Source organism: Nocardioides gilvus, assembly GCF_003194605.1.
Lineage (GTDB): Bacteria > Actinomycetota > Actinomycetes > Propionibacteriales > Nocardioidaceae > Nocardioides > Nocardioides gilvus.
Genome location: NZ_QHKY01000001.1, coordinates 448,886 through 475,467 on the forward strand (window position 1 = coordinate 448,886; position 26,582 = coordinate 475,467).

A 26,582-nucleotide genomic window follows, 5' to 3' on the forward strand; every position below is an offset into this window, starting at 1 on the left:
TTGCAGCCCGCCCTGAGGAGCCCTTTGCCGTGAGTCTTCGTCGCGCCGTACTTCTGTCCAGCACCGCCCTGGTGGGCGCCCTGCTCGTGCCCACGGCAGGCACCGCCATCGCGCAGCCGGCCAGCACGCCGCTGCAGGCGGCGTACACGTGCAAGGTCAACTTCTGGCTGCTGCCCGATGCCGAGCCGTTCCCGATGGCGTTGGACGCCGGGGTCACCGCGCTACGGACCGGATCGACGGTCAAGGTCGAGATGTCGATGGGGAAGCCGGTCCTCGCGCTGGACGATCCCTTGGAGAACGTCGGGCTCTCGACTGATCTCAGGGCGACCGCGAACGGCACGTCGACGGCCCTGACCGGGGGCGGCACGGTGTCGTTCCTGCCTGACACGCCGGTCGACCTGCCGGTCCTGACCGCGACCCTGAACACCCCGGCCACGTCCCTGCAGCTCGCGCTGGGCGCGTTGACCCTCACGGTGGACTACTCCGCGTTCAAGGTGCCGATCAACTGCACGCTGGATGCGCCGGTGACGATCACGGTGCCGGTGACGGACCCGAGTGCCCCACTTCCGACGCCGACCCCGACCGTGACGCCGACGCCGACGCCGACGCCGACGCCGACCGTGACCCCGGTGCCCACGCCGACGCCGACGCCGACAGTGACCCCGACGCCCGTACCGACGCCGACCGTGACGCCCACGCCCGTACCCACGCCGACCGTGACGCCCACGCCCGTACCCACGCCGACCGTGACGCCCACGCCCGTACCCACGCCGACCGTGACGCCGACTCCCGTACCGACTCCCACACAGATCCCGGCGCCCGTCCCCAGCGCCAAGCAGTCCCCGGTGCTCAAGGTGTCGTTGACCAAGAAGACCCAGAAGTTCCGCAAGGCACCCGCCACCGTGAAGGTCTCCCTCAAGCGTGCGAAGAAGAGCACCCTCGCGCCGCGGGGCACCGTCGTGGTGAAGGTCGGCAAGCGCACCGTCGCCCGGATCAAGGTCAAGGGGCCGAAGTCGTTCCGGGTCTCCCTGTCCCGCACGCTCAAGGTCGGGAGCCACCAGATCAAGGTCACCTTCACCCCGAAGAAGGGCACTGCCCACACATCGATCAGCCGGTCGGTGAAGGTGCGCGTCAAGCGCTGAACCTGTCGCCGGAACGTGCTGCGCCCCACATCTCGGTGTGGGGCGCAGCGTGGCAGGCCCGTCGACCGCGACGACTTCCTCAGTCCACCGGACACGCCGGGCCCCGGCACCTACCATCGAATTCTCGGGAAGGTCCCGAGAAATCGCCTGCTCCTGGAAGGCGCGTGAACATGTCAGTGGGCAACCTCGACTTCACCGAAGGTCCTTCGAATCCCGGTCAGCGTGGTGCCGGTTCCGGTGACGCCTGGCTCACCTCGCTCTGGCAGGACGTCTACACCGCGGACGCCTCCTCCATGCTCGACGGCGCCACCGTGGTGAGCCCGCTCGAGCAGCCTGAACTGTGGCAGTTCGTGCGTCAGATCTCACTGGAGGTCGGCTCCGGCATGCCCGACGCGATTCGCGTCGTCGGCCAGGCCCACGTCGAGACCCACGAGGACCCGTTCTCGATCGACATCGGCGTCCCCCTCCTGCTGGCCCTCGACCAGGGTGACCTGGGCGAAGTGGTGGCCCGTTCGCTCTCCGAGCGGCTGGAGGCACGCGGCGAGAAGACCGCGCCCCGCCCCAACTCGAGGCAGTCCCGACGCCGAGGGCGTCTGTCGGCCAAGCTCCGCGGCGAGTCGGCCCACACCCACTCCGGCGGCAGCTCGAATGGCCCCTCGCGCAGTCGACTCGAGGACGCCATCGCCATCGCCACCCAGTGGTGGATCGACGAGTTCGTCCTCCCCGACCTCACGGACAATCTGGTCCCCCGACCGGTCTACCTCGGCCTCGCCGAGCTCCTGATGGAGCGGGGTGGAGAGATCGCGGACCACGCGGAGCTGGGCGAACGACCCCACGACCCGCAGCATCCCCAGGCCGGCGACCCTGCGCTCTTCCTGCTGACGGACCCGGACGGTCTCTTCGACCGGGTCGCCGAGGCTGGCCTCCCGCCGGGCACCTCGGAGCTGTACTGGGAGGAGGCGATGTCGCGCTGGGCCCACCGCCGAGCCCGCGCCGCCTCGATCATCCTCTTCCGCGCAGCCAGCCCGACGATCACCTCCATCGACGAGATGCTCACCCTGATCGAACGTGGCGAGTTCACCGCCCGGGTGGCCAACGCCCTGCGGTCCCGTGGTGGAGCCGAGCAGGAGGACTGCGTCTTCCTGCTCACCGGTCTGCTCGGCGATGCCTTCGCGTCCCACGGCGCCGGTGAGCTGACCTGCTCCTGGGGAGGCATGATCGACCTGATCAGCCCGACCGAAGGCGCCCTGGACCTGACCGGCGTCGCGCGTCAGATCGTGGACGACAGGACGGTGGTGCCCTTCCTGCGCGACATCCTGCGCGACTACAAGGTCGCGCCGACCTGGGTCCCGACCGACGAGGGCACGGCCGAGGACCGGGCGCTGCAGACCTTCCTCACCACGAAGGGTCCACGCAAGGCACCCGGAACTGGTTTCCTGCAGGGAGCAGGCGCCTCCTAGACTTCGGGGCATGACTGACAACCAACTTCCCGACCCGTCCACGACGCCGCCTGCTGGGCGCACCGTCGTCGTACCGGACAAGCCGGCACTGGAAGGTCTGGAGGAGAAGTGGTCAGGGCAGTGGAAGGCTGACGACACGTACGCCTTCGACCGCACACAGCCCCGCGAGAACGTCTACTCGATCGACACCCCGCCCCCGACGGTCTCCGGATCGCTCCACGTCGGTCACGTCTTCTCCTACACCCACACCGACGTCGTCGCCCGCTACCAGCGGATGAAGGGCAAGTCCGTCTTCTACCCCATGGGATGGGACGACAACGGTCTGCCGACCGAGCGACGCGTGCAGAACTACTTCGGCGTCCGCTGCGACCCGAGCCTGCCGTACGACGCCGACTTCACGCCTCCGGAGAAGCCGGACGCGAAGAAGCAGATCCCGATCAGCCGGCCCAACTTCGTCGAGCTCTGCGAGCGTCTGGTCGAGGAGGACGAGAAGGTCTTCGAGGACCTGTGGCGCACCCTCGGCCTCTCGGTCGACTGGAACACCACCTACACGACCATCGGCCCCCGGGCCCAGGTCGTGAGCCAGCGGGCGTTCCTGCGCAACTTCGCGCGGGGCGAGGCCTACCTGCAGGAGGCCCCCACCCTCTGGGACGTCACCTTCCAGACCGCCGTCGCCCAGGCCGAGCTCGAGGCCCGCTCCTACCCCGGCGCCTACCACCGGGTGGCCTTCCACCTGCCTGACGGATCACCGATCCACATCGAGACCACCCGTCCCGAGCTCATCGGCTCCGTCGTCGCCCTGATCGCGCACCCCGACGACGAGCGGTACGCCCACCTCTTCGGCACCACCGTCACCTCACCGGTCTTCGGGGTCGAGGTGCCGGTCCTGGCCCACCCGGCGGCCGAGCCGGACAAGGGCGCGGGCATCGCGATGTGCTGCACCTTCGGTGACCTCACCGACGTCCTGTGGTGGCGCGAGTTGCAGCTGCCGGTGCGTACGGTCATCGGTCGCGACGGCCGCTTCTCCCGTGACACCCCGGAGTGGCTCGCCAGCGAGCAGGCCTCGGCCCAGTACGCCGACCTCGCCGGCAAGACGCCCTTCTCGGCCCGCGAGGCGATGGTGGCCAAGCTGCGCGAGAGCGGCGACCTGGACGGCGACCCGAAGCCGACCGAGCGGATGGCCAACTTCTTCGAGAAGGGTGACAAGCCCCTCGAGATCGTCTCCACCCGCCAGTGGTACATCCGCAACGGCGGCCGGGACGCCGACCTGCGCGACGAGCTGGTCGGCGAGGGCCGGAAGATCACCTGGGTGCCCGAGCACATGAAGCACCGCTACGACAACTGGGTCGGCGGCCTCAACGGTGACTGGCTCGTGAGCCGTCAGCGCTTCTTCGGCATCCCCTTCCCGGTCTGGTACGCCCTCGACGCCGACGGCGAGCCCGACTACGACCACCCGTTGCTCCCCAGCGAGGACCAGCTCCCGATCGACCCGTCGACCCACGCCCCGGGCGAGTACACCGAGGAGCAGCGGGGCAAGCCCGGCGGCTTCATCGGCGACCCGGACGTGATGGACACCTGGGCCACCTCCTCGCTGACCCCGCACATCGCAGGCCAGTGGGAGAGCGACAACGACCTGTTCGAGCGCGTCTTCCCGATGGACCTGGCCACCCAGGCCCACGACATCATCCGTACGTGGCTCTTCTCCCGCGTCGTCCGCGCCCACCACGAGAACGGCGTCGTCCCGTGGTCGCACGCCTTGATCTCGGGCTTCGTGGTCGACCCTGACCGCAAGAAGATGTCGAAGTCGAAAGGCAACGTCGTCGTGCCCAACGAGATCCTCGACAAGTTCGGTGCGGACGCCGTGCGCTGGCGCGCGGCGATGGCTCGCCCCGGGATGGACTCACCGTTCGACGAGACCCAGATGAAGGTGGGTCGCCGGCTCGCGATGAAGGTGCTCAACGTCGCGAAGTTCGTGCTCAGCAACGTGGGTGCCGTCGATCCCAACCCGGTCGCCATCTCCGAGCCGGTGGACTGCGCGCTCATGGGCCGCCTCGCCGAGACGGTGCGCGCGGCGACCGACGCCTTCGAGGTCTACGACTACACGACCGCGTTGGAGGTCTCCGAGCGCTTCTTCTGGGAGTTCTGCGACGACTACGTGGAGCTGGTCAAGGAGCGGGCGTACGCCGAGGACGGCGGACTGCCCACGGAGTCGGCGCGAGCTGCACTCGCCCAGGCCCTGGACGTCCAGCTGCGCCTGCTCGCCCCCTTCCTGCCCTACGTGACCGAAGAGGTCTGGTCGTGGTGGAACGAGGGGTCGATCCACACGGCCGCCTGGCCGGTCGGGACTGACCTCGGCTCCGCTGCTGCAACCTCCTCGGACGCCCTCGTGGGAGTCGCGGCGGCGCTGGGCGGCATCCGCGGCGCGAAGTCCAAGGCGAAGGTCTCCATGCGCCACGAGCTGACCCGCGTCGAGATCTCCGGCCCGGCCGGGCTGGTCCAGGGTGCCGAGTGCGCCGCTGACGACCTGAAGCGGGCCGGCAAGATCACCGGCGAGCTCATCTTCACGGTCACGGACGGAGCAGGCGAGTTGGTCATCGAGGCCGAGTTGGCTCCCGTTCCCGGGTGAAGACGCTCCCCCGACGCTGAACGCGACAAGGGCACGGGCCTCACCTCTGTGGTGGGGCCCGTGCCCTTCTTACTGCCTGTGGCTCGGTCCAGGAGCTGACGCGCCCTCCCGGTGACTGGGTCAGACGCGGTGCCGCGAGTGGGAGGCGGAGCTGCCTCGTCCCCCACGATGGCCCTGGTTCTTGCCGGTCTGCTTGCTGCCCTGACCGTGGGCGCCTCGGTCCTGGCGGGAGTCGTGGCCCTGCCCGCTTCTGCCGTGCTGCTTCTTCTCCCCGCTTCGACCCTGCTGGCTGCTCTGGCGCGGCCGGTGCTGCTGACCACGGTCACTGCGGTGCCCCTGGGCGCGGGGGCCGTGGGCGTCGCGGGACCTCTTGCCGTGCGACCCGCCCTGCCCGCGAGCATGGCCCTTGGACCTGCCGGTCGAGTGGACCTGGGCGGCACCCTGGCCCCGGTGGTCGTGCTTGGCCCGGTCGTGCTTGGCCCGGTCGTGCTTGGCCCCGTGGCCGTGGCGCCCGGCGTGGCCGTTCGGCCTGGGCTGCGGCTTGGTCACAGCGTCCCGCGATGTCTTCTTGTGCTCGGCCGCCTTGGCGCGGGCGACCTCGGCGGTGGCGATCACGCGCTGAGCCGGAGCGACCTCGGGCGTGGATGCGCTGGCCGAGCTCGCCACGACCATGCGCACGCTCGGCGTGTCGGCCTCGGACGGTGTGGGCACCGAGGTGACCTTCTTCTCCGCAGCAGGCAGGACCGACAGGATGGCGGCCACACGGTCGTCTGCGCGGAGCACACCACCGATGGCGTCGCTGCGAAGCCCGTTGCCCACGAAGAGAGCGCACGCCAGGGCGAGAATCGCGAAGGCGTACAGCGGACGCTTGTGCTCGGTGCTCATGGAAGTGCCGGCTTTCTCACCCGAGATGAATACTGTTCTCGGCCCATTGTTCCCTCACCCGGCACGCTGTGCTGGCGAACGGAGAAATCGGCTGTCTTCCAGGCTCCGGGCTCCCCCGTCGCCACTCGAGAGCGCCTGGGTCAGGCGCTCTTCTTCTTCTCAGGCTCACGAGGCATCAGCATCGGGGCCTCGCCCTCGTCGACCGATTCGCGGGTGACGATGACCTTCGCGATGTCGCCACGTGAGGGCACCTCGTACATGACGTGGAGCAGCACCTCTTCGATGATGGCTCGCAGGCCACGGGCGCCGGTCGCGCGCTCGAGCGCCTTGTCCGCGATCGAGGTGATCGCCTCCTCGGTGAACTCGAGCTCGACCCCGTCGATCTCGAAGAGCCGCTGGTACTGCTTGATCAGGGCGTTGCGGGGCTCGGTGAGGATCTGGACCAGGGCGTCGTTGTCGAGCTTGTTCACGGCAGCGATCAGGGGCAGGCGCCCGATGAACTCAGGGATCAGACCGAACTTGGTCAGGTCCTCGGGTCGGACGAGGGAGAGCAACTCCTCCGCCTCGCGTTCGGCCTGGCCGCGCACCTCGGCCGTGAAGCCGAGTGACTTCTTGCCCACCCGCTGCTCCACGATGTGCTCGAGGCCCGCGAAGGCGCCACCCACGATGAAGAGGATGTTCGTGGTGTCGATCTGGATGAACTCCTGATGCGGGTGCTTGCGGCCACCCTGCGGGGGCACCGAAGCAGTCGTGCCCTCCAGCATCTTCAACAGTGCCTGCTGGACGCCCTCACCCGAGACGTCGCGCGTGATCGACGGGTTCTCCGCCTTGCGGGCCACCTTGTCGATCTCGTCGATGTAGATGATGCCGGTCTCGGCCTTCTTGACGTCGTAGTCAGCGGCCTGGATGAGCTTGAGCAGGATGTTCTCGACGTCCTCGCCGACGTAGCCCGCCTCGGTCAGCGCCGTGGCGTCGGCGATGGCGAACGGCACGTTCAGCATCCGGGCCAGGGTCTGCGCCAGGTAGGTCTTGCCACACCCGGTGGGGCCGATGACGAGGATGTTGGACTTGGCCACCTCGACCGCGTCGTCCTTCTGCTTCGTGCCGGGGGCGGCCATCGACTGGATGCGCTTGTAGTGGTTGTAGACCGCGACCGCGAGCGACTTCTTGGCCTGCTCCTGGCCGATCACGTAGGAGTTGAGGAACTCGAAGATCTCGCGCGGCTTGGGCAACTCCTGGAGGCCCAGCTCACTGCCTTCGGCCAACTCCTCCTCGATGATCTCGTTGCACAGCTCGATGCACTCGTCACAGATGTAGACGTTGGGCCCGGCGATCAATTTCTTGACCTGCTTCTGGCTCTTCCCACAGAAGTTGCACTTCAGCAGGTCGCCTCCGTCACCGATACGAGCCACGAGTGATCATTCCTCCAGGTTGGCCGGTGGAACCCGGCGTCGTGCTGAACAACTGCTTCGAAGGTACCCCGTCCCGCCTCAGGCGGAGGCGGGACACGGGGACCTTCATGCGCCGGGAGGACCCTGCGCGTGGTTGACCTTGCGTCGTGCTGTGTCAGCCGAGGACCGGCAGGGCGTTGCGGTTCTGCAGGATCGCGTCGATCAATCCGTAGTCGACGGCCTGCTGCGCGGTGAGGATCTTGTCGCGCTCGATGTCGCGGCTCACCGTCTCGATGTCCTTGCCGCTGTGCTCGGAGATCATCTTCTCCAGCAACTCACGCATCCGCAGGATCTCGTTGGCCTGGATCTCGATGTCCGAGGTCTGGCCGAAGGTGCCCTCGGTGTAGGGCTGGTGGATCAGGATCCGGCTGTTGGGCAGAGCCAGACGCTTGCCGGGCGTGCCGGCCGCGAGCAGGATCGCCGCTGCGGAGGCCGCCTGACCCAGGCACACGGTCTGGACGTCGGGCTTGATGAACTGCATCGTGTCGTAGATCGCGGTGAGTGCCGTGAAGGAGCCACCGGGCGAGTTGATGTAGATCGAGATGTCCTGGTCGGGGTTGATCGTCTCCAGGCACAGCAGCTGCGCCATCACGGCGTTGGCCACGTCGTCGGAGATCGGGGACCCGAGGAAGATGATCCGCTCCTCGAAGAGCTTCGCGTAGGGGTCGATGCGGCGGACCCCGTAGGACGTGCGCTCTTCCCACTGCGGGATGTAGTAGTTCATCAGGTCAGTCCTTCTTGTTGCGGGCCGGGCGACCCTCGTCGGCCGCGTCGCGGGCGCTGGCGATCACCTTGTCGACGAGGCCGTACTCCAGGGCCTGGTCAGCGGTGAACCAGCGGTCGCGGTCGGCGTCGGCGATGACCTGCTCGACCGGCTGGCCGGTGTGCTCGGAGATCAGGTCGAGAAGCACCTTCTTGATGTGCAGGGACTGCTGGGCCTGGATCTTGATGTCCGAGGCAGAGCCGCCCATGCCCGAGGAGGGCTGGTGCATCATGATGCGGGCGTGTGGGAGCGCGTAGCGCTTTCCCTTCGTGCCGGCGCACAGCAGGAACTGGCCCATCGAGGCCGCCAGGCCCATCCCGACGGTTGCGACGTCGTTGGGGATGTAGTTCATGGTGTCGTAGATCGCCATGCCCGCATCGACAGAGCCACCAGGGCTGTTGATGTGCAGGAAGATGTCGGCCTCGGGGTCCTCCGCGGAGAGGAGGAGCAGGGCCGCGCAGATCGCGTTCGCGTTCTGGTCACGGACCTCGGACCCGAGGAAGAGGATCCGCTCCTTGAGGAGGCGCTGGTAGATGTGGTCGTCGAGCCCGTAGGAACCGCCACCGTTCATCTGCGGCGCCATCTGGGATGCACTGGAGTTCAGGTTCACGTCGATGACACTAGCCCGAAGGACCGACACTTCCACGGGAAGACACCGCCTGTTCGCCCACAGCGCACAGCCACCCGCCACTCGTACGGAAATGGGAGAACCCCCACGTCCCGAGGGGGACGGTGGGGGTTCTCTCGACGAGAGCCGGGCTGACCCGAACTCCTCAGTCTTCGTCGGCAGCGTCCTCGACGGCGTCCTCGGTGGGCTCACCGATGGTGCCGTCGGGGCGAAGGTTCTTCAGGTCGACCACGTTGCCGGAGGCATCCTTGACGACAGCGGCCTCCACGATCTGGGCCAGCGCCTTGCCGCGCAGGATCTCCTGGACCATCTCGGGGATGTGGTTGTGCTCGAACATGTGGTTGGCGAACTCCTGCGGGTCCTGACCGGACTGCTGGGCACGCATCACCATGTGCTGCGAGAGGTCGTTCTGGTCGACACCGATCTCCTCGGTCTTGGCGACCTCGTCCAGGATGAACTGGGCGGTGATCGCGTCGCTCACCCGGCGCTCGAGGTCAGCCTCGAACTCCTCGGAGGTCTGGCTCTCCTGCTCGAGGTACTGCTCCATGGTGAGACCGGCCATCATGATCTGCTGCTCGACGCTCTGACGGCGGGCGTTGAGCTCGTCGGTGACCATCGTCTCGGGCAGCGGGATGGAGACCTTCTCCAGGAGGACCTCGAGGACGGCGTCACGCGCGGCAGCCGCCTGCTCGAGGCGCTTGCCCCGGCCCAGGCGCTCGCGCACGTCGGCGGTGAGCTCCTCGGCGGTGTCGAACTCGGAGGCCATCTGGGCGAACTCGTCGTCGACCTCGGGCAGCTGCTGCTCCTGGACGCCGGAGACGGCGACGGTCACCTCGACGTCCTCACCGACCAGGTCGCCACCGACGAGCTGCGAGGCGAACGTCTTCTCGTCGCCGGCAGACATGCCGACGAGGTTCTCGTCGAGTCCGTCGAGCATGCCGCCGCGACCGACCTTGTAGGACATGCCGGAGACCTCGCCACCTTCGACGGTCTCGCCGTCGACGGCTGCGCGCAGGTCGATGGTGACGAAGTCGCCGTCAGCGGCTGCACGCTCGACGTCGACCAGCGTGCCGAAACGCTCACGCAGCGCCTCGACCTGCTCCTCGACATCGGCGTCGGTCACGACGATGTCCTCGACCTCGGCCTCGAGGTTGTCGTAGGACGGAACCTCGAACTTCGGCTTGACGTCGACCTCGGCGGTGAACTCGATGAGGTCGTTGTCCTCGATCTTGGTGACCTCGATCTCGGGCTGGGCGAGCGGCTCGAGCTCCTCGGCCTGCATGGCCTCCATGTACTTCTCGGGGACCATCGCGTTCAGGACCTCGTCCAGCACCGGGCCGCGCCCGACCTGGCGGTCGATGACCGCAGCGGGGACCTTGCCGCGACGGAAGCCGGGGACGTTGATCTGCTGGGCGATCTTCTTGTAAGCCGCGTCGAGGTTTGGCTTGAGCTCCTCGAAGGACACCTCGACAGTCAGCTTGACCCGGGTCGGGTTCAAGTTCTCGACGGCGCTCTTCACAGGTGTTCTCCTTATCGATGGTGGTGCAGGTCTGGGTGCCCAGTCGGGCGGTGATCACAGGGATCGACGATCACGGGGACCGACGCCGAAGGCACACAGCGCAGGCACGGGTCAGGCGCAGGGCATGCCTCAGGCACATTGGTCCGCAGACCAGCGTACTTGTCACTGCGCACCGAGCCGAAATCCCCCGGGCCGGTGCGGGTCCGCCTGCGGTGTCGAAGACACCACGTGGTCGGGGCGACAGGACTCGAACCTGCGGTCTCCTGCTCCCAAAGCAGGCGCGCTAGCCACTACGCTACGCCCCGTCAAAGGGCCATGACGGGGTGGAGAACGGGCTCCCTCAGGCTCTTTGGAGCGGATGACGGGAATCGAACCCGCGTAATCAGTTTGGAAGACTGGAGCTCTACCATTGAGCTACATCCGCGCGCACCGGACTCCGTCGTGCTGACCGGTCGATCTGTGCGGCACCATGGTGCCACACGGCCGGTGACGGTTCACAACTCAGGTCTCAGGTGACACGTCGGTGCAGGAGCAACAGCGCGCGGTCGTCGTCCGGCGCCCCGAGCGCGTCGACCAGACGGGCTGCGCCGTCCTCGAAGTCACCACGCAGGACCCGGTCGGCCTGCCCCAGCATGCGGTCGATGCCCATCGAGATGTCCCGACCACGGAACTCGACCAGGCCGTCGGTGTAGAGCATGATCGCGTCCCCCCGGCGCATCCGCCCTCGAGTCACCGGGAACTCTGCGTCCGGGATGAGTCCCAGGACCGGACCGTCGATCTCGAGGACGTTCCAGCGGCCTGAGCCGGCGTCGTGGGCCACCGCCGGAGGATGACCGGCCGAACGGAGCTCGTAGTCACCGGTGTCCAGCTCGATCGAGAGGTGGATCGCGGTGGCGAACCCCTCCTCCCAGTCCTGGCGAAGGAGGTAGGCGTTGGCGGCAGGGAAGAAGTCCGACGGCGGGAGGGCCCCCATCAGCCCACCGAAGGCACCGGAGAGCAACAGGGCGCGAGTCCCCGCCTGCTCCCCCTTTCCGGAGACATCCACCACCACCAGCTCCAGACGGTTGGAGTGGGCGCGCGAGGCCACCACGAAGTCACCGGAGAAGGCGGTGCCACCGGCCGAGCGCAACTCCCAGGCAGCGTGCCAGTCGCTGGGCAGCTCCGGAATACGCCCCTGCTTGAGGATCCGGTCCCGCAGGTCGACCAGCATGGACTCACCCCTGAGGCCGGCCACCCCGAGGCGTGAGCGCCGGAAGGAGGCCATCAGGATGATGAAGCCGAGCGCGAAGATCATCGCCACAGTCGTCGCGGAGCGCGCGTCCAGGTTGTCTCGTTGCGACGTGGTGAAGGCGAGCACGAGGAGCACGAAGACCACGAACCACGGAAGCTCGCGTGGACCGAGGACCAGGCTCCCGATCGACATGGGGAGCACCAGCATCATCAGCGGCGCCCACACGGGGAAGCTGACGATCACGTAGGCCATGATCACCGTCAGGCAGATCAGCCCGACCAGCTCAAGGGTCCACCCGGTGCGGGCGGCCTGCTGCCACTGGATTCTGAGCCTGCGCGCGGGCGCAGACAACACCGAGTTCAGTTCAGGCATCCTCTACCTCGCTCCGACAGGTCCTCACCCTAGTCACGTCCACGCGGTGCCACCTGACATTTGGCGCACCAGAAGAGATTGCGGCCCGCCAACACGCTGCTCCGAACCGGCCTGCCGCACACCAGACAGGGCATCTGGGTGCGCCGGTACACGTACACCTCGCCGCCGTGGTCGTCCTTGCGAGCCGGCCGGCCCATGGCCTCGGGGCTGTGCTCGGGACGTACGGTGTCGATCCTTCCCGACACCACGCCCTCGCCCATCAGGACCACGAGGTCGTCCCAGATCGCGACGAACTGCTTGCGGGTGAGGTTCCGGCCGAGGCGCAGCGGATGGATGCGCTGCCGGAAGAGCACCTCCGCGCGGTAGACGTTGCCGACCCCGGCGAGCACCGTCTGGTCCATCAACAGGTCACCGATGCTGCGTGCACTCGCCCGGACCTTGCGCCAAGCCGCCTCGACGTCGGCGTCGGGGCGCAGCGGGTCGGGGCCGAGCTGGGCTCGTACGCGCTCGAAGGTCTCCGGGCCCACCAGGTCGCAGCGCGTCGCCCCCCGCAGGTCGGCGTAGGCGTCGTGGGTCTGCAGGCGCAGTCGTACGGCCCCGACCGGTGCCGGCACCTCGGAGACCCCGGTGGTGACGTCGAAACCGCCGATCAGCCCGAGATGGACATGGACGAAACGCTCACCGGTGAACTCGATGAAGAGCTGCTTGCCGATCGCGTCCGCCTCCAGCAGCACCGCCCCGTCGAGGGTGCGGGCCTCGACCTCGAAGCGCCCCTGCGGGGACGAGGCCCTCACCGATCGTCCGGCGAAGGCCTCGTTCAGGTGGCCGGCGAGCCGGCGAAGGGTGTGCCCCTCAGGCATCCGGCCCGCGCAGGGCGGACTCCGGGAGCGGCGGCAACTCGCGGGTCACTTCGTAGTCGGACATCTGCGCGATACGACGCACGTGACGTTCGTCGTTGCTGAAGGGCGTCGTCAGGAAGACCTCGATGAAGCGGGTCATCTCCTCCAAGGTGTGCTGGCGCCCGCCGACGGAGACCACGTTGGCGTCGTTGTGCTCCTTGGCCAACGCCGCGGTCGCCTCGGACCAGACCAGCGCCGCACGGATGCCCTGCACCTTGTTGGCAGCCATCTGCTCGCCGTTGCCCGAGCCGCCGATCACGATGCCGAGGCTGTCGAGCCCTTCGGCACGCTCAGCGGCGACGCCTTCGGCGGCGCGCAGGCAGAAGACCGGGTAGTCGTCGAGGGCGTCATAGACGAAGGGGCCGTGGTCGACGGCCTCGTAGCCGTTGTCGACCAACCAGTTGAGGAGGTGGTCCTTCAGTTCGAGGCCAGCATGGTCGGAGCCGATGTGAACGCGCATGGCCCCATTCTCCCTCAGACGTGCTGCCTGAGAAAACCGGCCACCTGACGCGTCAACGGCTCGGCCGCGGCGAAGACCTGTGGGTGTCGCCAGAACCCGTGCACCAGCCCCAGGTAGCGGGTCGCGACCACCTCGACGCCGAGCTCGGCCAGCCGAGTGGCGAGCAACTCCCCCTCGTCACGCACGGGGTCGTGCTCGGCGGTGACGACCAGTGTCGGTGGCAGTCCGGCCAGGCCGTCGCTGAGCAGCGGGGCGAGGTCGGGGTCCCTCAGGTCGGCGGGTGAGGCGGCGTACTGCTGCCAGTACCACTCGGCCTGCCCTCGGTCGAAGCCTGCCAGCGCGTCGGCGTAGGAGTCTCCCGCCATCTGCGGGTCGAGGAACGGGTAGATCAGGGCCAACGCCGCGAATCGTCCGGGGTGACGCAGGGCCGCCACCAGGGCGAGGTTGCCCCCGGCACTGTCACCATGCGCGAAGAGCGGCACGTCATCGGGCAGTCCGAGCGTCGCGAGACCGCCCGCGGCGAGCCACCGTACGACGGTGGAGACGTCATCAGGAGCCGCCGGGAAGCGGTGCTCGGGGGGTTTGCGGTACGCCACGCTCAGCACCGCCAGGCCGCTGCGGTTGGCAAGACGACGCACCGCTGCGTCGTGGACGTCGATGTCGTTGAGGACGAAGCCGCCCCCGTGCAGGTGCAGCACGAGACCGGCGGGCCCACCGGGACCGGCCGCCGGGCGATGGAGTCGGACCAGCACCCCATCGGCGTCGAGGTCGACGACGTGCTCGACCTCCTCCCGCGGCTCGGCCAGGGCGGCCTCGCGGTCGGCCGCACGCGTGGCGACGACGTCGAAGCCCGGGTCGGTCACCTTCGGCGCCGTCTCCTGCGCCGCCATGGCGGCCGCGGCCTGCGGATGCAACACCATGGCCTGGCTCAGCGCCCCATCAGGACGTCCATGCCGACCGCGATCGCGGCCGCGACCCGGAAGTCGACCCGCTGGTCAGGGACCTTGACGTCGTAGTTGTCCCGCACCGCGAACTTGCGCTCGACGCTCATCAACGGCTGTCCCGTGGAGTCGGCGTACTCGAAGTGGATCGGCAGCGGGATGTCGACGACGCGGCGGAGCAGCGCGATGGGCAGCGAGCGTTCCTTGCCCGAGCCCGTGAAACCGGGGCCCTCGACGTGGAAGGTGGTCTGGAGCAGGCTCTGCGCGAAGTCCTTGCGGAAGAAGCCGATCTGCGCCCCGGACTCGTCGGTGACGTCGTAACCGGAGTTGAGGTCCATCACCTGGCGTGCCTTGAACCCGAAGACCGGACGAGTCTTCGTCGAGTCGGTGAAGAAGGTGACCTGCTCCTTGAACGCGAACCGCTTCTGCTCGGCGAAGCCCAGCAACTGCCCCGGGGCTCCGGACTCGTCCGCCGCGTGGATCTCGAAGCGGTTGACCATCAGGGTGATCTTCTGGCGCACGAAGAAGCGCGGCACGTACATGTGGTTGGACATGAGGAGGAGCATATGTCCGCCAGCGGCTGCCGCGAGCCCGCCACTCACAGCGCAGACAGCAGGCCCGGGGGCGTACGTCGTCACCTCACAGACCGAGGCGAGCCAGCTCCTCGTCGACCAGTGCGGGGTCGAGCTTGGTGAAGACCGGCGTCGGCTTCTCGATCGGCGTACCGACGGTGACGTCGTGGCGGCCCCACGACCGGATCCCGGTGTAGTCACCGGTGATGACCGGGTAGGAGCGCCCCTCGAGGTCGAGGTCGTCGACCTTCTCGATCTGCGGCAGCGGCTGGATGTCGCCGGTGCCTCCGAGAATCTCGTCGATCTGGTTGGCGGTGAAGGGCAGGAACGGGCTGAGCAGGGTGTTCAGGTCCTGCACGCACTGGGCCATCACGAAGAGGACGGTGCCGAGACGCTCGGGGTCCTCCTTGATCTTCCACGGCTCGGAGTCGGTGACGTACTTGTTGACCTCGGCGACGGTGCGCATTGCCTCATTGATCGCGTTGCGCATCCGGTTGCGACCGATCAGGTCACCGACGGTGTCGAACGCCGTCAGCGTCGAGGCCAGGATCGCCTCGTCGGCCGACGCCAGCGCCGCCGGCGCCGGGATCTCGCCGAAGTTCTTGGCGACCAGGGTGGCGGTGCGGCTCACGAGGTTGCCCCAGCCGGCGACGAGCTCGGAGTTCGTACGCTGGACGAACTCCGACCACGAGAAGTCCGAGTCCTGGCTCTCCGGGCCCGCGGCCGCCACGAAGTAGCGGAAGGCGTCCGGTTGGTAGCGCTCGAGCATGTCGGCCACGTAGATGACGACCTTCTTCGACGACGAGAACTTCTTGCCCTCCATCGTCAGGTACTCGCTCGAGACCACCTCGGTCGGCAGGTTCAGCTGGCCGTACGTGTGGGCGGCACCACCCTTGGCGCCCTGACCGTTGTAGGCCAACAGCTCGGCCGGCCAGATCTGGCTGTGGAAGGTGATGTTGTCCTTGCCCATGAAGTAGTAGGACAGCGGCTGCGCGTCCCCCTCAGCCGCGGGGTTCCACCACTGGCGCCACGCGTCGGGGTCCCCACTGCGCCGGGCCCACTCGATCGAGGAGGACAGGTAGCCGATCACGGCGTCGAACCAGACGTACAGCTTCTTGGTCGGGTTGTCGCGCCACCCGTCGAGCGGCACGGCGATCCCCCAGTCGATGTCGCGGGTCATCGCGCGCGGGCGGATCTCGGAGAGGATGTTCTTGGAGAACTTGATGACGTTGGGACGCCACGTGCCCGAGGCGTCCCGCTCGTCGAGCCACTCCCCCAGGGCATCAGCCAGCGCCGGCAGGTCGAGGAAGAGGTGCTGGGTCTCGACGAACTCCGGGGTCTCGCCGTTGATCCGGCTGACCGGGTCGATCAGGTCGTGGGGGTCGAGCTGGTTGCCACAGGCGTCGCACTGGTCTCCGCGGGCGCCCGGCTCCTTGCAGATCGGGCAGGTGCCCTCGATGTAGCGATCGGGGAGGGTGCGGCCCGTCGACGGAGAGATGGCGCCGTACATGGTCTGCTCGAGGAAGTAGCCGTTCTCGTACACCCCGCGGAAGAGCTCCTGGGCCACCGCGTGGTGGTTCCCGGTCGTCGTGCGGGTGTAGAGGTCGTACGCGATCCCGAGACCGACGAGGTCCTCGACGATGAGCCGATGGTTCTCGTCGGCCAACTGCTGCGGGGTGACCCCGGCCTCGTCGGCCGCGATCAGGATCGGGGTGCCGTGTTCGTCGGAGCCGGAGATCATGAGCACGTCGTGACCCGCCATGCGCATGTACCGACTGAAGACGTCGGACGGCACGCCGAAACCGGCGACGTGACCGATGTGGCGCGGACCGTTGGCGTACGGCCAGGCGACTGCGGAGAGAACTTTGCTCATGGGCTGATCCTAGTGATGCTCGCGTGAGCGTGACGCTCCGGTTAGGTTCGGTGCCATGAGCCAGCCCAAGACGTTGATCGCCGAGGACCTTCTTCTGCTCCTGATGGACGACCAGAAGGGACGTCTCGCTGCCTCCTCCTACGCCCGCCCCCTCTTCGGCGGAGCGCTGCTGGTCGAGCTTGCCCTGGACGAGGCCGTCGAGGTCGAGGAGAAGCGCAGCGTGTGGCAGGCCGCCAAGGTCCACGCCCGTCAAGGAGTCACCGGCGCCACGGCCGACCCGCTCCTGAGCCACGCCTGGGCGACGGTCGCCGAGAAGCCACGCAGCGCCCAGGACCTGGTGAACCGCCTCGGCAAGGGCGTCCGCGAGGAGTTGCAGCACCGTCTGGTTGCCCGGGGCATCCTGGAACGTCGTGAGACCAAGATCCTGGGCCTCTTCCCCAGCACCACCTGGCCCGCCGCCGACCTGCGGCGCGAGCAGCAGGTGCGCCAGCAGTTGCAGGACTGTCTGGTCACCGGCCTCAGCCCCGACCCCCGGACCGCGGCGCTCATCGCCCTGCTCTCCTCGATCGACCACGCTCACAAGGTGGTCGATCGAGGAGCGCTCAGCAACGGACAGGTGAAGAAGCGGGCCAAGGCGATCGCGGAGGGCGCGTGGGCCGCGAAGGCCGTGCGCGACGCGGTGGCCGCCTCGCAGGCTGCGATCACCGCCGCCGTGATGGCCTCGACCACCGCCGCCGCTGCCGGGGGCAGCTGACCTCTCGGCTCAGGTGAAGTCGAGGTCCCCGGTGCGGGAGCGCTTCAACTCGTAGAAGTACGGGAACTTCGCCACGGCGACGCAGCCGTCCCACAGCTCACCTGCCTCTTCGCCCTTCGGCGCCTTGGAGAGGACGGGGCCGAAGAAGGCTGCACCGTTGATCGCGATGGTGGGTGTGCCCACGTCGTCCCCGACCTGGTCCATCCCCTCGTGGTGGGACCGCGCCACCGCCTCGTCGAGCGATGCGTCGTCCATGGCCTCGACCAGGTCGGGCTCCAGCCCGGCCTCCGCGAGCGCGGCCACGACGAGGTCCCGGTCGAGCTCGGGCTTCTCCTCGGAGAGGTGGATCCGGGTGCCGAAGGCGGTGTAGAGGTCGGCGAGCACTTCGCGACCGTGACGCTGCTCGGCAGCGATGCAGACCCGGACGGGACCCCAGGCCGGCTTGAGCATCTCCCGGTACTCGTCGGGGATGTCCTTGTCCTTGTTGAGGTAGGCCAGGCTCATCACGTGCCAGACGACCTCGATGTCACGGACCTGCTGCACCTCGAGAATCCAACGTGAGGTGATCCAGGCGAAGGGGCACAGCGGGTCGAACCAGAAGTCGGCGACGTCCTTGGTGGGTGCGTTCTGCGTCTGCGGAGTGGTCATCCCTTTAGTGAACCAGAGCCATGTCAGTGACATGATCGACCCATGCCTGGAACCAACCTCACCCGGGACGAGGCCGCCACCCGCGCCGCCCTCCTGGACGTCACCTCGTACGCAGTCGAGCTGGACCTCACCACAGGTGACAGCACCTTCGGCTCGACCACCACCCTCACCTTCACCGCCACCACCCCCGGCGCGAGCACCTTCGCCGACCTGGTCGACGCACAGGTCCACGAGATCGTCCTGAACGGGCGCACCCTGGACCCGGCAGCCGTCTACGCCGACAGCCGGATCCAACTCGACGACCTGGCCAGCGAGAACACCCTGGTCGTGAGGGCCGACTGCGCCTACACCCACACCGGGGAAGGCCTGCACCGCTTCGTGGACCCGGTCGACGACCGCGTCTACCTGTACAGCCAGTTCGAGGTGCCGGACGCCCGACGGGTCTTCACCACGTTCGAGCAGCCCGACCTGAAGTCGGTGTTCACCTTCACCGTGACCGCCCCGGAGGCCTGGAAGGTGGTCTCCAACTCCCCCACGCCCGAGCCGGTCGCCGTCGAGGGACAGAGCGGCAAGGCCGTGTGGCACTTCGAGCCCACGCAACCGATGTCGACCTACATCACCGCCATCGTGGCCGGCGAGTACCACGAGGTCCTCGACACCTACGAGGGCAAGTTCGGCACGATCCCGCTGGGCCACTACTGCCGCCAGTCGCTGGTCGAGTACATGGACACCGAGAACCTCGTCGCCACCACCAAGGCTAGCTTTGAGTTCTTCGAGGAGAAGTTCGACTTCCCCTACCCCTTCGGCAAGTACGACCAGCTCTACGTGCCGGAGTACAACATGGGTGCGATGGAGAACGCCGGCTGCGTGACCCTGCGTGACGAGTACCTTCCGCGCAGTCGCCAGCCGCGTTCGTTCTACGAGTTCCGCACCTCGGTGATCACCCACGAGATGGCCCACATGTGGTTCGGCAACCTGGTCACGATGCAGTGGTGGGACGACCTCTGGCTCAACGAGTCGTTCGCCGAGTGGGCCTGCTACTGGTGCGAGGCCGAGGCCACCGAGTTCACCGATGCCTGGACCGGCTTCGCCAACGCCCGCAAGCAGACCGGCTACCGCGCCGACCAGCTGCCCTCGACCCACCCGGTCGCCGCCGACAACGTCGACCTGGCTGCGGTGGAGGTCAACTTCGACATGATCACCTACGCCAAGGGCGCATCCGTGCTCAAGCAACTGGTCGCGTGGGTGGGCCTCGACCCCTTCCTCGCTGGCCTGCGCCAGTACTTCAAGGACCACCAGTTCGCCAACGCCACCTTCGACGACCTGCTGGCGGCGCTGGAGCAGGCCTCGGGCCGTGAGCTCAAGGGCTGGGCTGCTGAGTGGCTGCAGACCGCCGGCGTCAACACGTTGCGTCCGCAGTTCACCCTCGCCGACGACGGGACGTACGCCTCCTTCGCGGTCCTCCAGAGCGCCGCCGCCGAGCAGCCCACGCTGCGACGCCACCGCCTCGGCGTCGGCCTCTACGACGCGGTACCGAGGGGCTCGGAGACCAAGTTGGTGCGCCGCGAGTACGTCGAGGTCGACATCGACGGTGCCGAGACGGCGCTGGCCGAACTGGTCGGCAAGAAGCAGCCCGACCTGCTGCTGCTCAACGACGAGGACCACGCGTACGCCAAGATCCGGCTCGACGAACGGTCGCTGAAGACCGCGACCGAGGGTCTCTCCACCCTCGAGGAGTCGCTGCCCCGCGCCCTCGTCTGGGGCGCGGCGTGGGACATGACCCGCGACGCGGAGATGCCGGCGAGCGACTTCGTACGTCTGGTGCTCGCCAACATCGGCACCGAGACCGACGCCTGGGGAGTCACCCGGATCCCGGCCACGGCCGCGACGGCCGTGCACTCCTACTCCGACCCTGCCCGGCGCCCGGAGTTGAAGGCCGAGTGGGAGGCGGGCCTGCGCAGTCTGCTGCTCGCGGCGGAGCCCGGTAGCGACCACCAGCTCACGTTCGCGCGCAGCTACGCCGCGGCGGCCCACAGCGACCAGGCCCTGGCCGACGTGGCCGGCCTTCTCGACGGCTCCTTCACCGTCGAGGGTCTCGCGGTCGACCAGGACCTGCGGTGGAGCCTGATCACCTCGTTGGCGGCTGCCGGTCGGTTCGGCGAGGCGGAGATCACCGCGGAGCTGGAACGCGACAACACGATCTCCGGCAAGGAGTCCGCGGCGGCGGCCCGGGTCGCCCAACCCACTGCCGCGGCCAAGGCGGCCGGGTGGGCGGCGATCCTGGACCCCGCGACCCCCAACGAGACCTCACGCGAGATGGTGCTCTCCATCTTCCGCCACGGTCAGCTCGAGGTCGTGGAGCCCTACGTGGACAAGTACCTGGACGCCGCCGAGACCCTGGTCGACGTGCTGGGGTTCCACAAGGCTGCGACGGTCCTGAACTACGGCTTCCCCCATGCGGCGGCGTCCCCGGCGATGGTGGAGCGAGTCGATGCATGGCTGGAGAACACCTCCGCGCCGGTCCAGGCGCAGCGCTACGTCCGTGAGGGCCGCGCCGACGTGGCGCGTGCCCTGGCCGCCCAGGCCTGCGACGCCCAGGAGCGGGACGCCCGCGCCTGACACCCCGCACACGCAGCCGGCCCCGCCCCTCCGAGGAGGTGGCGGGGCCGGCTGCTTGGCTGGAAGCGCTGAGGTCAGGGGCGCACGTGCATCGTGCGCGGGGCGCGCGCGTGCTCAGCCATGAGGTTGATGCCGCGGGTGATCCCGCCGACGTCGTTGCCCTGCGCGAACTCGCTCTGCATGGCGAGCACCGCCATCTCCACCGTCCGGTCGCTGAGCGTACGCCGCACCTCGGCGCCGGTCACGACCTCGACGACCCTGGCGACGGGGTCGACCATGATCAGGATCGAACGATCCGGGGCGGCCAGAGCAGCGTGCAGGGAGCCCGCGAAGACGCGAGGGTCGCCCTGGCTGATCCCACGGAAGACCGAGAACTCAACGCGACTGATCTGCTCGGCCGAGCGGATCACCCGGTCGAGCTCGGCGCGCTCGCGTGAGGTCAGCTCACCACTGGCCACTGGCGCCACCGGCATTCTTGGCCGCGTCGCTGCCCTCGAGCTCGGCCTTGCCACCCTTGGGCCCACCGAGCCACTGGTCCTCGATGGGAGCAGCGTTCGGGGAGAGCTTCTCGCCCTTCACCAGGGCCGGGAGGATCGTGAGGAGCGTGATCACCGCCGTGGCGACGAGCGGGAAGACCAGCACCAGGAGGAAGAAGTCCAGGAACCCCACGCTCTCCGGGGTCTCCCACGCTTCGGGACGCTCCGCCAGGGCCGGGGCGGCCAGCAGGACGGAACCGAGGATCCCCAGCGGCACGAAGAGCCGCAGCGACGAGCGCACGAGGCGGACGGGGCCGGTGGTCACGGAGAAAGTCTTGGTGGTCACGGCGACAAGAGTATCCTCCCGGTGTCGCGAGCCGACCACCTGATCGCACCTCGACCTCTCGGACCAACCACCCGGACGCAATACTGGCACCCATGTCTGCCTTCGCCACGACCGCTTTCCCGCGCGCCGCCGACCAGACTGTGTACGACGTCGCGATGCGACTGACCGGCAGCGAGCGGGTCGCCACCGGTGCCGACATCATGATCGGCACACCACTGGTGATCGCTGCCCTGGTGCTGGTGGCGCTGCTGGTGCGGTGGCTCCTGCACCGCGGTGTCGACCGCATCGTCAGCCGGGCCAGGACGCCCATGCTCCCGAACAAGTTGGTGCGTCCGGGGCATCCGAAGTTGGGACGCGGCGCCGAGCAGTCCCCCGCCGACGCGGCTGCCGCCACGCGGCGTACCCAGCGGGCCCAGACCATCGGCAGTCTGCTCAAGTCGATCATCAGCGGCGTCATGGTCGCGGTGGTCGGCACGATGACGCTGAGCGAGCTCGGGTTCGACATCGCGCCCATCATCGCCAGCGCCGGGATCGTCGGCATCGCCCTGGGTTTCGGCGCCCAGGCGCTGGTGAAGGACTTCCTCTCCGGCATCTTCATGATCTTCGAGGACCAGTACGGCGTCGGTGACGTCGTCGACCTCGGCGAGGCGTCCGGGACGGTGGAGGCGGTCAGCCTGCGGGTGACTCGGCTGCGCGACATCAACGGCACCGTCTGGTACGTCCGCAACGGCGAGATCCTCCGGGTCGGCAACATGAGCCAGAACTGGGCGCGAGCAGTGCTCGACGTCACCGTCGCCTACCAGGCCGACCTGGTCACGGTGCGACGCGTCCTCGAGGAGATCGCCGAAGACATGTGGCGCGACGAGGAGTACCGCGGACGGATAGTCGAGGCGCCAGAGGTCCCCGGAGTGGAGAACATGACGGCGGACGGTGTCGTCGTCCGGGTCTCCGTCAAGACCGCTCCGATGGAGCAGTGGGCGGTCGCTCGCGAGCTCCGACAGCGCATCAAGGCGCGCTTCCAGCACGAGGGGATCGTGATCCCGCACACCCGTTACGTCGAGTTCGTGCCCGAGGCCGCTGCGGCCACCGGCTCCACGGCGGACGCAGGCCAGGAGTCGACCCGGGGCTGAACCTCAGCGCCCCCTCCCCAGCCGTGGCGAGCAGCCACTCGCCGGGCACAATGGGGGCATGAGCACGTTCTATGACGAGATCGGCGGCATGGAGACGATCCGTACGATCGTCAACACGTTCTACGCCGGCGTGGCTGGTGACGAGGTGCTCCGACCGATGTACGAGGAGGAGGACCTCGCCCCTGCGGCGGACAGGTTCACCCTCTTCCTCGCCCAGTACTGGGGCGGACCGTCGACCTACGGTGAGCAACGCGGGCACCCGCGACTGCGGATGCGGCACGCGCCGTTCGCCGTGACCCCCGACTCCGCGACCCACTGGCTCAAGCACTTCCGTGCCGGCCTCGATGCCGTGGACCTGACGACTGAGCAGGACAAGCAGTTCTGGGAGTACGTCACCCACGCGGCGCAGTTCATGGTCAACACGCCGGAGTGAGCCACACCTGAGCGCCGGTCCCGGACCGGGTCTCCTCAGCCTTCGCGGGACGCGAACTCGCGCAGGCGCTCCAGGAGCAGGTCCGACGGCGCCGCGCTGCGCTGGGTGCGGGGGTCGAAGAAGACCATGACGACCTTGGCCCGACTGAAGATCGTGTCCCCGTCGCTGATCTGCGACTCGATGGTCACCGAACGGCTGCCGACGTGCGAGATCCAGCTCCACACGTCATAGGCCCGGGCCCGGAAGAAGATCGGCTTGAGGTAGTCGACCTGCTTGTGGGCCACCACCACACCGATCCCGTTGGCGGGGATGCCCTCGGAGAGATGGCCCATCAGCGGGATCCGCGCCTCCTGGTAGTACTCGAAGTACTTCACGTTGTTGACGTGACCGAAGACGTCCACGTCGGAGAACCGGACCTGCAGGGCATAGTGCCCCTGCGCGAGGTGGCGGGGCGCGGTGCGCGGCGTGGCGGGAGCCGGAGCCTCCTCGAGGAAGACCCTGAGCGCGTCCTTCTCGTCTGCGGTCAGGCGGCGCGGGCGCTCGTCGGCGAAGACGAAGGGGGTCAGGACGGTGCTGGCGCGGGCGTGGACGACACGTTCGTCGCCCGCGTCGTCGAAGATCTCGTACGCCATGGTCACCGATGCCGCCCTCAGCTCGGTGATCCAGCACTCGATCTTGATCGGCTCAGTGCGGCGCGGGATGGGCGCCAGGTAGGTGATGTCGTGCTTGACCACCACGAGCCCTTCGGTCGGGCCGCCCGCCAGGTCGTGGGCGCGGGTGTCCGGCGCGTGGGTCCGCAACATGTCGACCCTGGCCTCTTGGAGGTAGTCCACGTAGGTGACGTTGTTGACGTGGTTGAGCATGTCGAGATCTGCCCAACGGACAGGGCATTCGTAGACGTGGCGCACCGACTCATGGTCTCACTGGAGCCGGCGCGCGCCGAGGCCGGGATCTGGGGCGCGGGGTGCGCGCACACCGGCCCCGCTGCACGCTAATGTCGGCTCCATGACCGATCAGGCGGAAACCAACTGGCTCGACGAGGGCCAACAACGCGCCTGGCGCGCCTTCCTGCTGGGCCACACCCTGCTGCTCGACCGTCTGGACGACGACCTGCGCAAGTCCTTCGACATCTCGCTCACCGAGTACGAGATCCTCGTCCGGCTCTCCGAGCGAGAAGGGCAGTCGATGCGCATGGCGCACCTGGCCGATGCGCTGGCGCACAGCCGCAGCCGGGTCACCCACACCATCGACCGCATGGAACGGGCCGGGTACGTCGCGCGTTCGGCGTCGCCCGACGACGGGCGTGGAGTGGTGGCGAAGATGACCCCCGAGGGCCAGAAGCTGCTCTCCGAGGCCGCCCACGTCCACGTGAGAGGCGTGCGTGCCAACCTCGTCGACCTCGTCTCCGCCCAGGACTTCGAGACCGCCGGGAGGGTGATGAACGTCGTCGCCGACCACCTCATCGGCCATCACCCGGCGATGGAACTCCGGGAGGGCTGAGCTCCCACCGCACGCACCCCTCCCTCCACCCGGTCTGCCGGAGCACGGGAGCCGGGGCGTGCGCAAGATGTGTGCACGGTGAGTGCACGAAGAAACCCCCGACCAACTGGTCGGGGGTTTCGTTCGTTCCGGCGTCCTGGACCGCTCAGTCGCGGGTCAGGCGGCGGTGCGTGACGCGGTGCGGGCGGGCGGCGTCGATGCCGAGACGCTCGATCTTGTTCTCCTCGTAGGCAGCGAAGTTGCCCTCGAACCAGAACCAGCGACCGCCGTCTTCCTCCGTGCCCTCCCAGGCAAGGATGTGGGTGGCGACCCGGTCGAGGAACCACCGGTCGTGGGAGGTGACCACGGCGCAGCCCGGGAACTCCAGCAGTGCGTCCTCGAGGGCCGACAAGGTCTCGACGTCGAGGTCGTTGGTCGGTTCGTCGAGGAGCAGCATGTTGCCGCCCATCTTGAGCGTCAGCGCCAGGTTGAGACGGTTACGCTCACCACCGGAGAGGACACCGGCCTTCTTCTGCTGGTCGGGGCCCTTGAAGCCGAACGAGGCGACGTAGGCACGGCTGTTCATCTCGAAGTTGGCGACCTTGATGAAGTCCAGACCGTCGGAGACGACCTCCCAGACGTTCTTGTTCGCGTCGATGCCACCGCGGCTCTGGTCCGCGTAGGAGATCTTGACGGTCTGGCCGACGGTGATCTTGCCCGAGTCCGGCGTCTCCTCCCCGGTGATCATCCGGAAGAGGGTGGTCTTGCCGACGCCGTTGGGGCCGATCACGCCGACGATGCCGGCGCGGGGCAGCGAGAAGTTGATGTCGTTCCACAGGGTGCGGCCCTCGAACCCCTTGGAGAGGTGCTCCGCCTCCAGCACGACGTCCCCGAGCCGCGGGCCCGGCGGGATGTTGATGTCAGCGGTGTCGATCTTGCGGGCGCGGTCGGCCTCGGCGGCCAACTCCTCGTAGCGGGCCAGACGCGACTTGCTCTTGGTCTGGCGGGCCTTGGCGTTGGAGCGGACCCACTCCAGCTCCTTCTCGAGCATCTTGGCGCGCTTGACGTCCTTCTGCCCCTCGATCTTGAGCCGGTCCTTCTTGGTCTCGAGGTAGGTCGTGTAGTTGCCCTCGTAGCCGTGGATCGACCCGCGGTCGACCTCGGCGATCCACTCGGCGACGTTGTCGAGGAAGTACCGGTCGTGAGTGATCGCCAGGACGGCGCCCGGGTAGTTCTTCAGGTGCCCCTCCAGCCACTGCACCGACTCGGCGTCGAGGTGGTTGGTGGGCTCGTCGAGGAGGAGCAGGTCGGGCTGCTGCAGGAGCAGCTTGCAGAGCGCGACGCGACGCCGCTCACCACCGGAGAGCGTGTCGACGATCGTGTCCGGCGGAGGGCAGCGCAGGGCGTCCATGGCCTGGTCGAGACGGCTGTCGATGTCCCACGCATTCGCGTTGTCCAACGCTGTCTGCAGGTTGCCGGTCTCCTCCATGAGAGCGTCCTGGTCGGCGTCGGGCTCGCCCATCTCCATGTACGCGGCTTCGAGACGCGTCATCATGCCCTTGAGCTCACTGACGGCCTCTTCGACGTTCTCCAGGACCGTCTTGCCCTCGGTGAGCGGCGGCTCCTGCTGGAGCATGCCCACCGTGGCGCCGGGGTCAAGGATCGCGTCGCCGTTGTTGGGTCGGTCGAGACCGGCCATGATCTTCAACAGCGACGACTTGCCGGCGCCGTTGGGGCCGACGATGCCGATCTTCGCGCCGTGCAGGAAAGAGAGGGTGACGTTGTCGAGGACAACCTTGTCGCCGTGGGCCTTGCGCACATTGCGCAAGGTGAATACGTACTCAGCCATGGTCAGTGAGCCTACCGGGCGGAGCG

Annotated in this window: 24 protein-coding genes and 2 tRNA genes; 8 read left to right on the plus strand and 18 right to left on the minus strand. The window is 68.1% G+C overall.

What is annotated here, in order from left to right; translation table 11 throughout:
- Positions 1 to 29: 29 nt before the first annotated feature.
- The 3 genes from DNK52_RS16085 (at position 30) to valS (ending at position 5,228) form a co-directional block, all read left to right on the plus strand.
- Positions 30 to 1,142 (plus strand): hypothetical protein, encoded by a 1,113-nt coding sequence (locus tag DNK52_RS16085; protein ID WP_204163334.1) that lies wholly within the window; start codon positions 30 to 32, stop codon positions 1,140 to 1,142.
- 170 nt (positions 1,143 to 1,312) lie between these two features.
- Positions 1,313 to 2,602, plus strand: coding sequence for a M48 family metalloprotease (locus DNK52_RS02105; RefSeq protein WP_162598557.1), 1,290 nt, complete (start codon positions 1,313 to 1,315; stop codon positions 2,600 to 2,602).
- Positions 2,603 to 2,612: 10 nt separating this feature from the next.
- Positions 2,613 to 5,228: a valine--tRNA ligase gene (gene valS / locus DNK52_RS02110; RefSeq protein WP_110239059.1), complete on the plus strand. Its 2,616-nt coding sequence runs from the start codon at positions 2,613 to 2,615 to the stop codon at positions 5,226 to 5,228.
- 120 nt (positions 5,229 to 5,348) lie between these two features.
- On the opposite strand, the gene DNK52_RS02115 is transcribed toward valS, so the two are convergent.
- From DNK52_RS02115 to metG, 13 genes are all read right to left on the minus strand, one after another.
- Positions 5,349 to 6,113, minus strand: coding sequence for a hypothetical protein (locus tag DNK52_RS02115; RefSeq protein ID WP_110239061.1), 765 nt, complete (start codon positions 6,111 to 6,113; stop codon positions 5,349 to 5,351).
- Positions 6,114 to 6,253: 140 nt separating this feature from the next.
- Entirely contained in the window at positions 6,254 to 7,525 is a 1,272-nt protein-coding gene (gene clpX / locus DNK52_RS02120; protein ID WP_110239063.1) for an ATP-dependent Clp protease ATP-binding subunit ClpX, read from the minus strand.
- Positions 7,526 to 7,679: 154 nt separating this feature from the next.
- A complete protein-coding gene (locus DNK52_RS02125) occupies positions 7,680 to 8,288 on the minus strand; it encodes an ATP-dependent Clp protease proteolytic subunit (protein WP_110239065.1) in 609 nt (202 codons plus the stop codon).
- 4 nt (positions 8,289 to 8,292) lie between these two features.
- Positions 8,293 to 8,910 (minus strand): ATP-dependent Clp protease proteolytic subunit, encoded by a 618-nt coding sequence (locus tag DNK52_RS02130; RefSeq protein ID WP_110239923.1) that lies wholly within the window; start codon positions 8,908 to 8,910, stop codon positions 8,293 to 8,295.
- A 190-nt stretch (positions 8,911 to 9,100) separates the two neighbouring features.
- Positions 9,101 to 10,474 (minus strand): trigger factor, encoded by a 1,374-nt coding sequence (tig, locus tag DNK52_RS02135; protein ID WP_110239067.1) that lies wholly within the window; start codon positions 10,472 to 10,474, stop codon positions 9,101 to 9,103.
- Positions 10,475 to 10,703: 229 nt separating this feature from the next.
- Positions 10,704 to 10,779, minus strand: a tRNA-Pro gene (locus DNK52_RS02140).
- Positions 10,780 to 10,824: 45 nt separating this feature from the next.
- Positions 10,825 to 10,898, minus strand: a tRNA-Gly gene (locus DNK52_RS02145).
- A gap of 84 nt (positions 10,899 to 10,982) precedes the next feature.
- Complete coding sequence (locus DNK52_RS02150; protein WP_110239069.1) at positions 10,983 to 12,077, minus strand: PP2C family protein-serine/threonine phosphatase; 1,095 nt, start codon at positions 12,075 to 12,077, stop codon at positions 10,983 to 10,985.
- Positions 12,078 to 12,106: 29 nt separating this feature from the next.
- Entirely contained in the window at positions 12,107 to 12,937 is an 831-nt protein-coding gene (locus tag DNK52_RS02155; protein WP_110239071.1) for an Fpg/Nei family DNA glycosylase, read from the minus strand.
- Entirely contained in the window at positions 12,930 to 13,436 is a 507-nt protein-coding gene (locus DNK52_RS02160; RefSeq protein ID WP_110239073.1) for a ribose-5-phosphate isomerase, read from the minus strand. Before DNK52_RS02160 ends, DNK52_RS02155 begins: the two co-directional genes overlap by 8 nt.
- A gap of 14 nt (positions 13,437 to 13,450) precedes the next feature.
- Positions 13,451 to 14,356: an alpha/beta hydrolase gene (locus tag DNK52_RS02165; protein WP_110239075.1), complete on the minus strand. Its 906-nt coding sequence runs from the start codon at positions 14,354 to 14,356 to the stop codon at positions 13,451 to 13,453.
- 8 nt (positions 14,357 to 14,364) lie between these two features.
- Positions 14,365 to 14,931: an LURP-one-related family protein gene (locus DNK52_RS02170; protein WP_110239924.1), complete on the minus strand. Its 567-nt coding sequence runs from the start codon at positions 14,929 to 14,931 to the stop codon at positions 14,365 to 14,367.
- A gap of 85 nt (positions 14,932 to 15,016) precedes the next feature.
- Positions 15,017 to 16,822 carry a methionine--tRNA ligase gene (metG, locus tag DNK52_RS02175; protein ID WP_110239077.1) on the minus strand — a complete coding sequence of 602 codons (1,806 nt, stop codon included), beginning with the start codon at positions 16,820 to 16,822 and terminating at the stop codon, positions 15,017 to 15,019.
- Positions 16,823 to 16,877: 55 nt separating this feature from the next.
- On the opposite strand from metG, the gene DNK52_RS02180 reads away from it, so the two are divergent.
- Positions 16,878 to 17,576 (plus strand): GOLPH3/VPS74 family protein, encoded by a 699-nt coding sequence (locus DNK52_RS02180; protein WP_110239079.1) that lies wholly within the window; start codon positions 16,878 to 16,880, stop codon positions 17,574 to 17,576.
- A 9-nt stretch (positions 17,577 to 17,585) separates the two neighbouring features.
- Here the strand turns inward: DNK52_RS02180 and DNK52_RS02185 are convergent, their stop codons facing one another.
- A complete protein-coding gene (locus DNK52_RS02185) occupies positions 17,586 to 18,224 on the minus strand; it encodes a mycothiol-dependent nitroreductase Rv2466c family protein (RefSeq protein WP_110239081.1) in 639 nt (212 codons plus the stop codon).
- Positions 18,225 to 18,266: 42 nt separating this feature from the next.
- Here DNK52_RS02185 and pepN point away from each other — a divergent pair, with 42 nt between their 5' ends.
- The gene (pepN, locus tag DNK52_RS02190; RefSeq protein ID WP_110239083.1) at positions 18,267 to 20,843 is read left to right on the plus strand and encodes an aminopeptidase N; all 2,577 of its coding nucleotides are present in this window, start codon (positions 18,267 to 18,269) and stop codon (positions 20,841 to 20,843) included.
- A 74-nt stretch (positions 20,844 to 20,917) separates the two neighbouring features.
- Here pepN and DNK52_RS02195 read toward each other — a convergent pair whose 3' ends face one another.
- Positions 20,918 to 21,310: a DUF5130 family protein gene (locus DNK52_RS02195; protein WP_239455329.1), complete on the minus strand. Its 393-nt coding sequence runs from the start codon at positions 21,308 to 21,310 to the stop codon at positions 20,918 to 20,920.
- Positions 21,288 to 21,665, minus strand: a complete 378-nt coding sequence (locus tag DNK52_RS02200; RefSeq protein WP_110239087.1) for a hypothetical protein — start codon at positions 21,663 to 21,665, stop codon at positions 21,288 to 21,290. The genes DNK52_RS02195 and DNK52_RS02200 overlap by 23 nt, the downstream gene beginning before the upstream one ends.
- A gap of 92 nt (positions 21,666 to 21,757) precedes the next feature.
- Between DNK52_RS02200 and DNK52_RS02205 the strand changes: the two genes are divergently transcribed.
- A complete protein-coding gene (locus tag DNK52_RS02205) occupies positions 21,758 to 22,795 on the plus strand; it encodes a mechanosensitive ion channel family protein (RefSeq protein WP_239455330.1) in 1,038 nt (345 codons plus the stop codon).
- Positions 22,796 to 22,853: 58 nt separating this feature from the next.
- Complete coding sequence (locus DNK52_RS02210) at positions 22,854 to 23,228, plus strand: globin (protein WP_110239089.1); 375 nt, start codon at positions 22,854 to 22,856, stop codon at positions 23,226 to 23,228.
- A 35-nt stretch (positions 23,229 to 23,263) separates the two neighbouring features.
- On the opposite strand, the gene DNK52_RS02215 is transcribed toward DNK52_RS02210, so the two are convergent.
- A complete protein-coding gene (locus DNK52_RS02215; RefSeq protein WP_110239092.1) occupies positions 23,264 to 24,136 on the minus strand; it encodes an acyl-CoA thioesterase in 873 nt (290 codons plus the stop codon).
- A 97-nt stretch (positions 24,137 to 24,233) separates the two neighbouring features.
- Here DNK52_RS02215 and DNK52_RS02220 point away from each other — a divergent pair, with 97 nt between their 5' ends.
- Complete coding sequence (locus DNK52_RS02220) at positions 24,234 to 24,728, plus strand: MarR family winged helix-turn-helix transcriptional regulator (RefSeq protein WP_110239094.1); 495 nt, start codon at positions 24,234 to 24,236, stop codon at positions 24,726 to 24,728.
- 145 nt (positions 24,729 to 24,873) lie between these two features.
- Here DNK52_RS02220 and ettA read toward each other — a convergent pair whose 3' ends face one another.
- The gene (gene ettA / locus DNK52_RS02225; protein WP_110239096.1) at positions 24,874 to 26,556 is read right to left on the minus strand and encodes an energy-dependent translational throttle protein EttA; all 1,683 of its coding nucleotides are present in this window, start codon (positions 26,554 to 26,556) and stop codon (positions 24,874 to 24,876) included.
- Between the last annotated feature and the right edge of the window lie 26 nt (positions 26,557 to 26,582).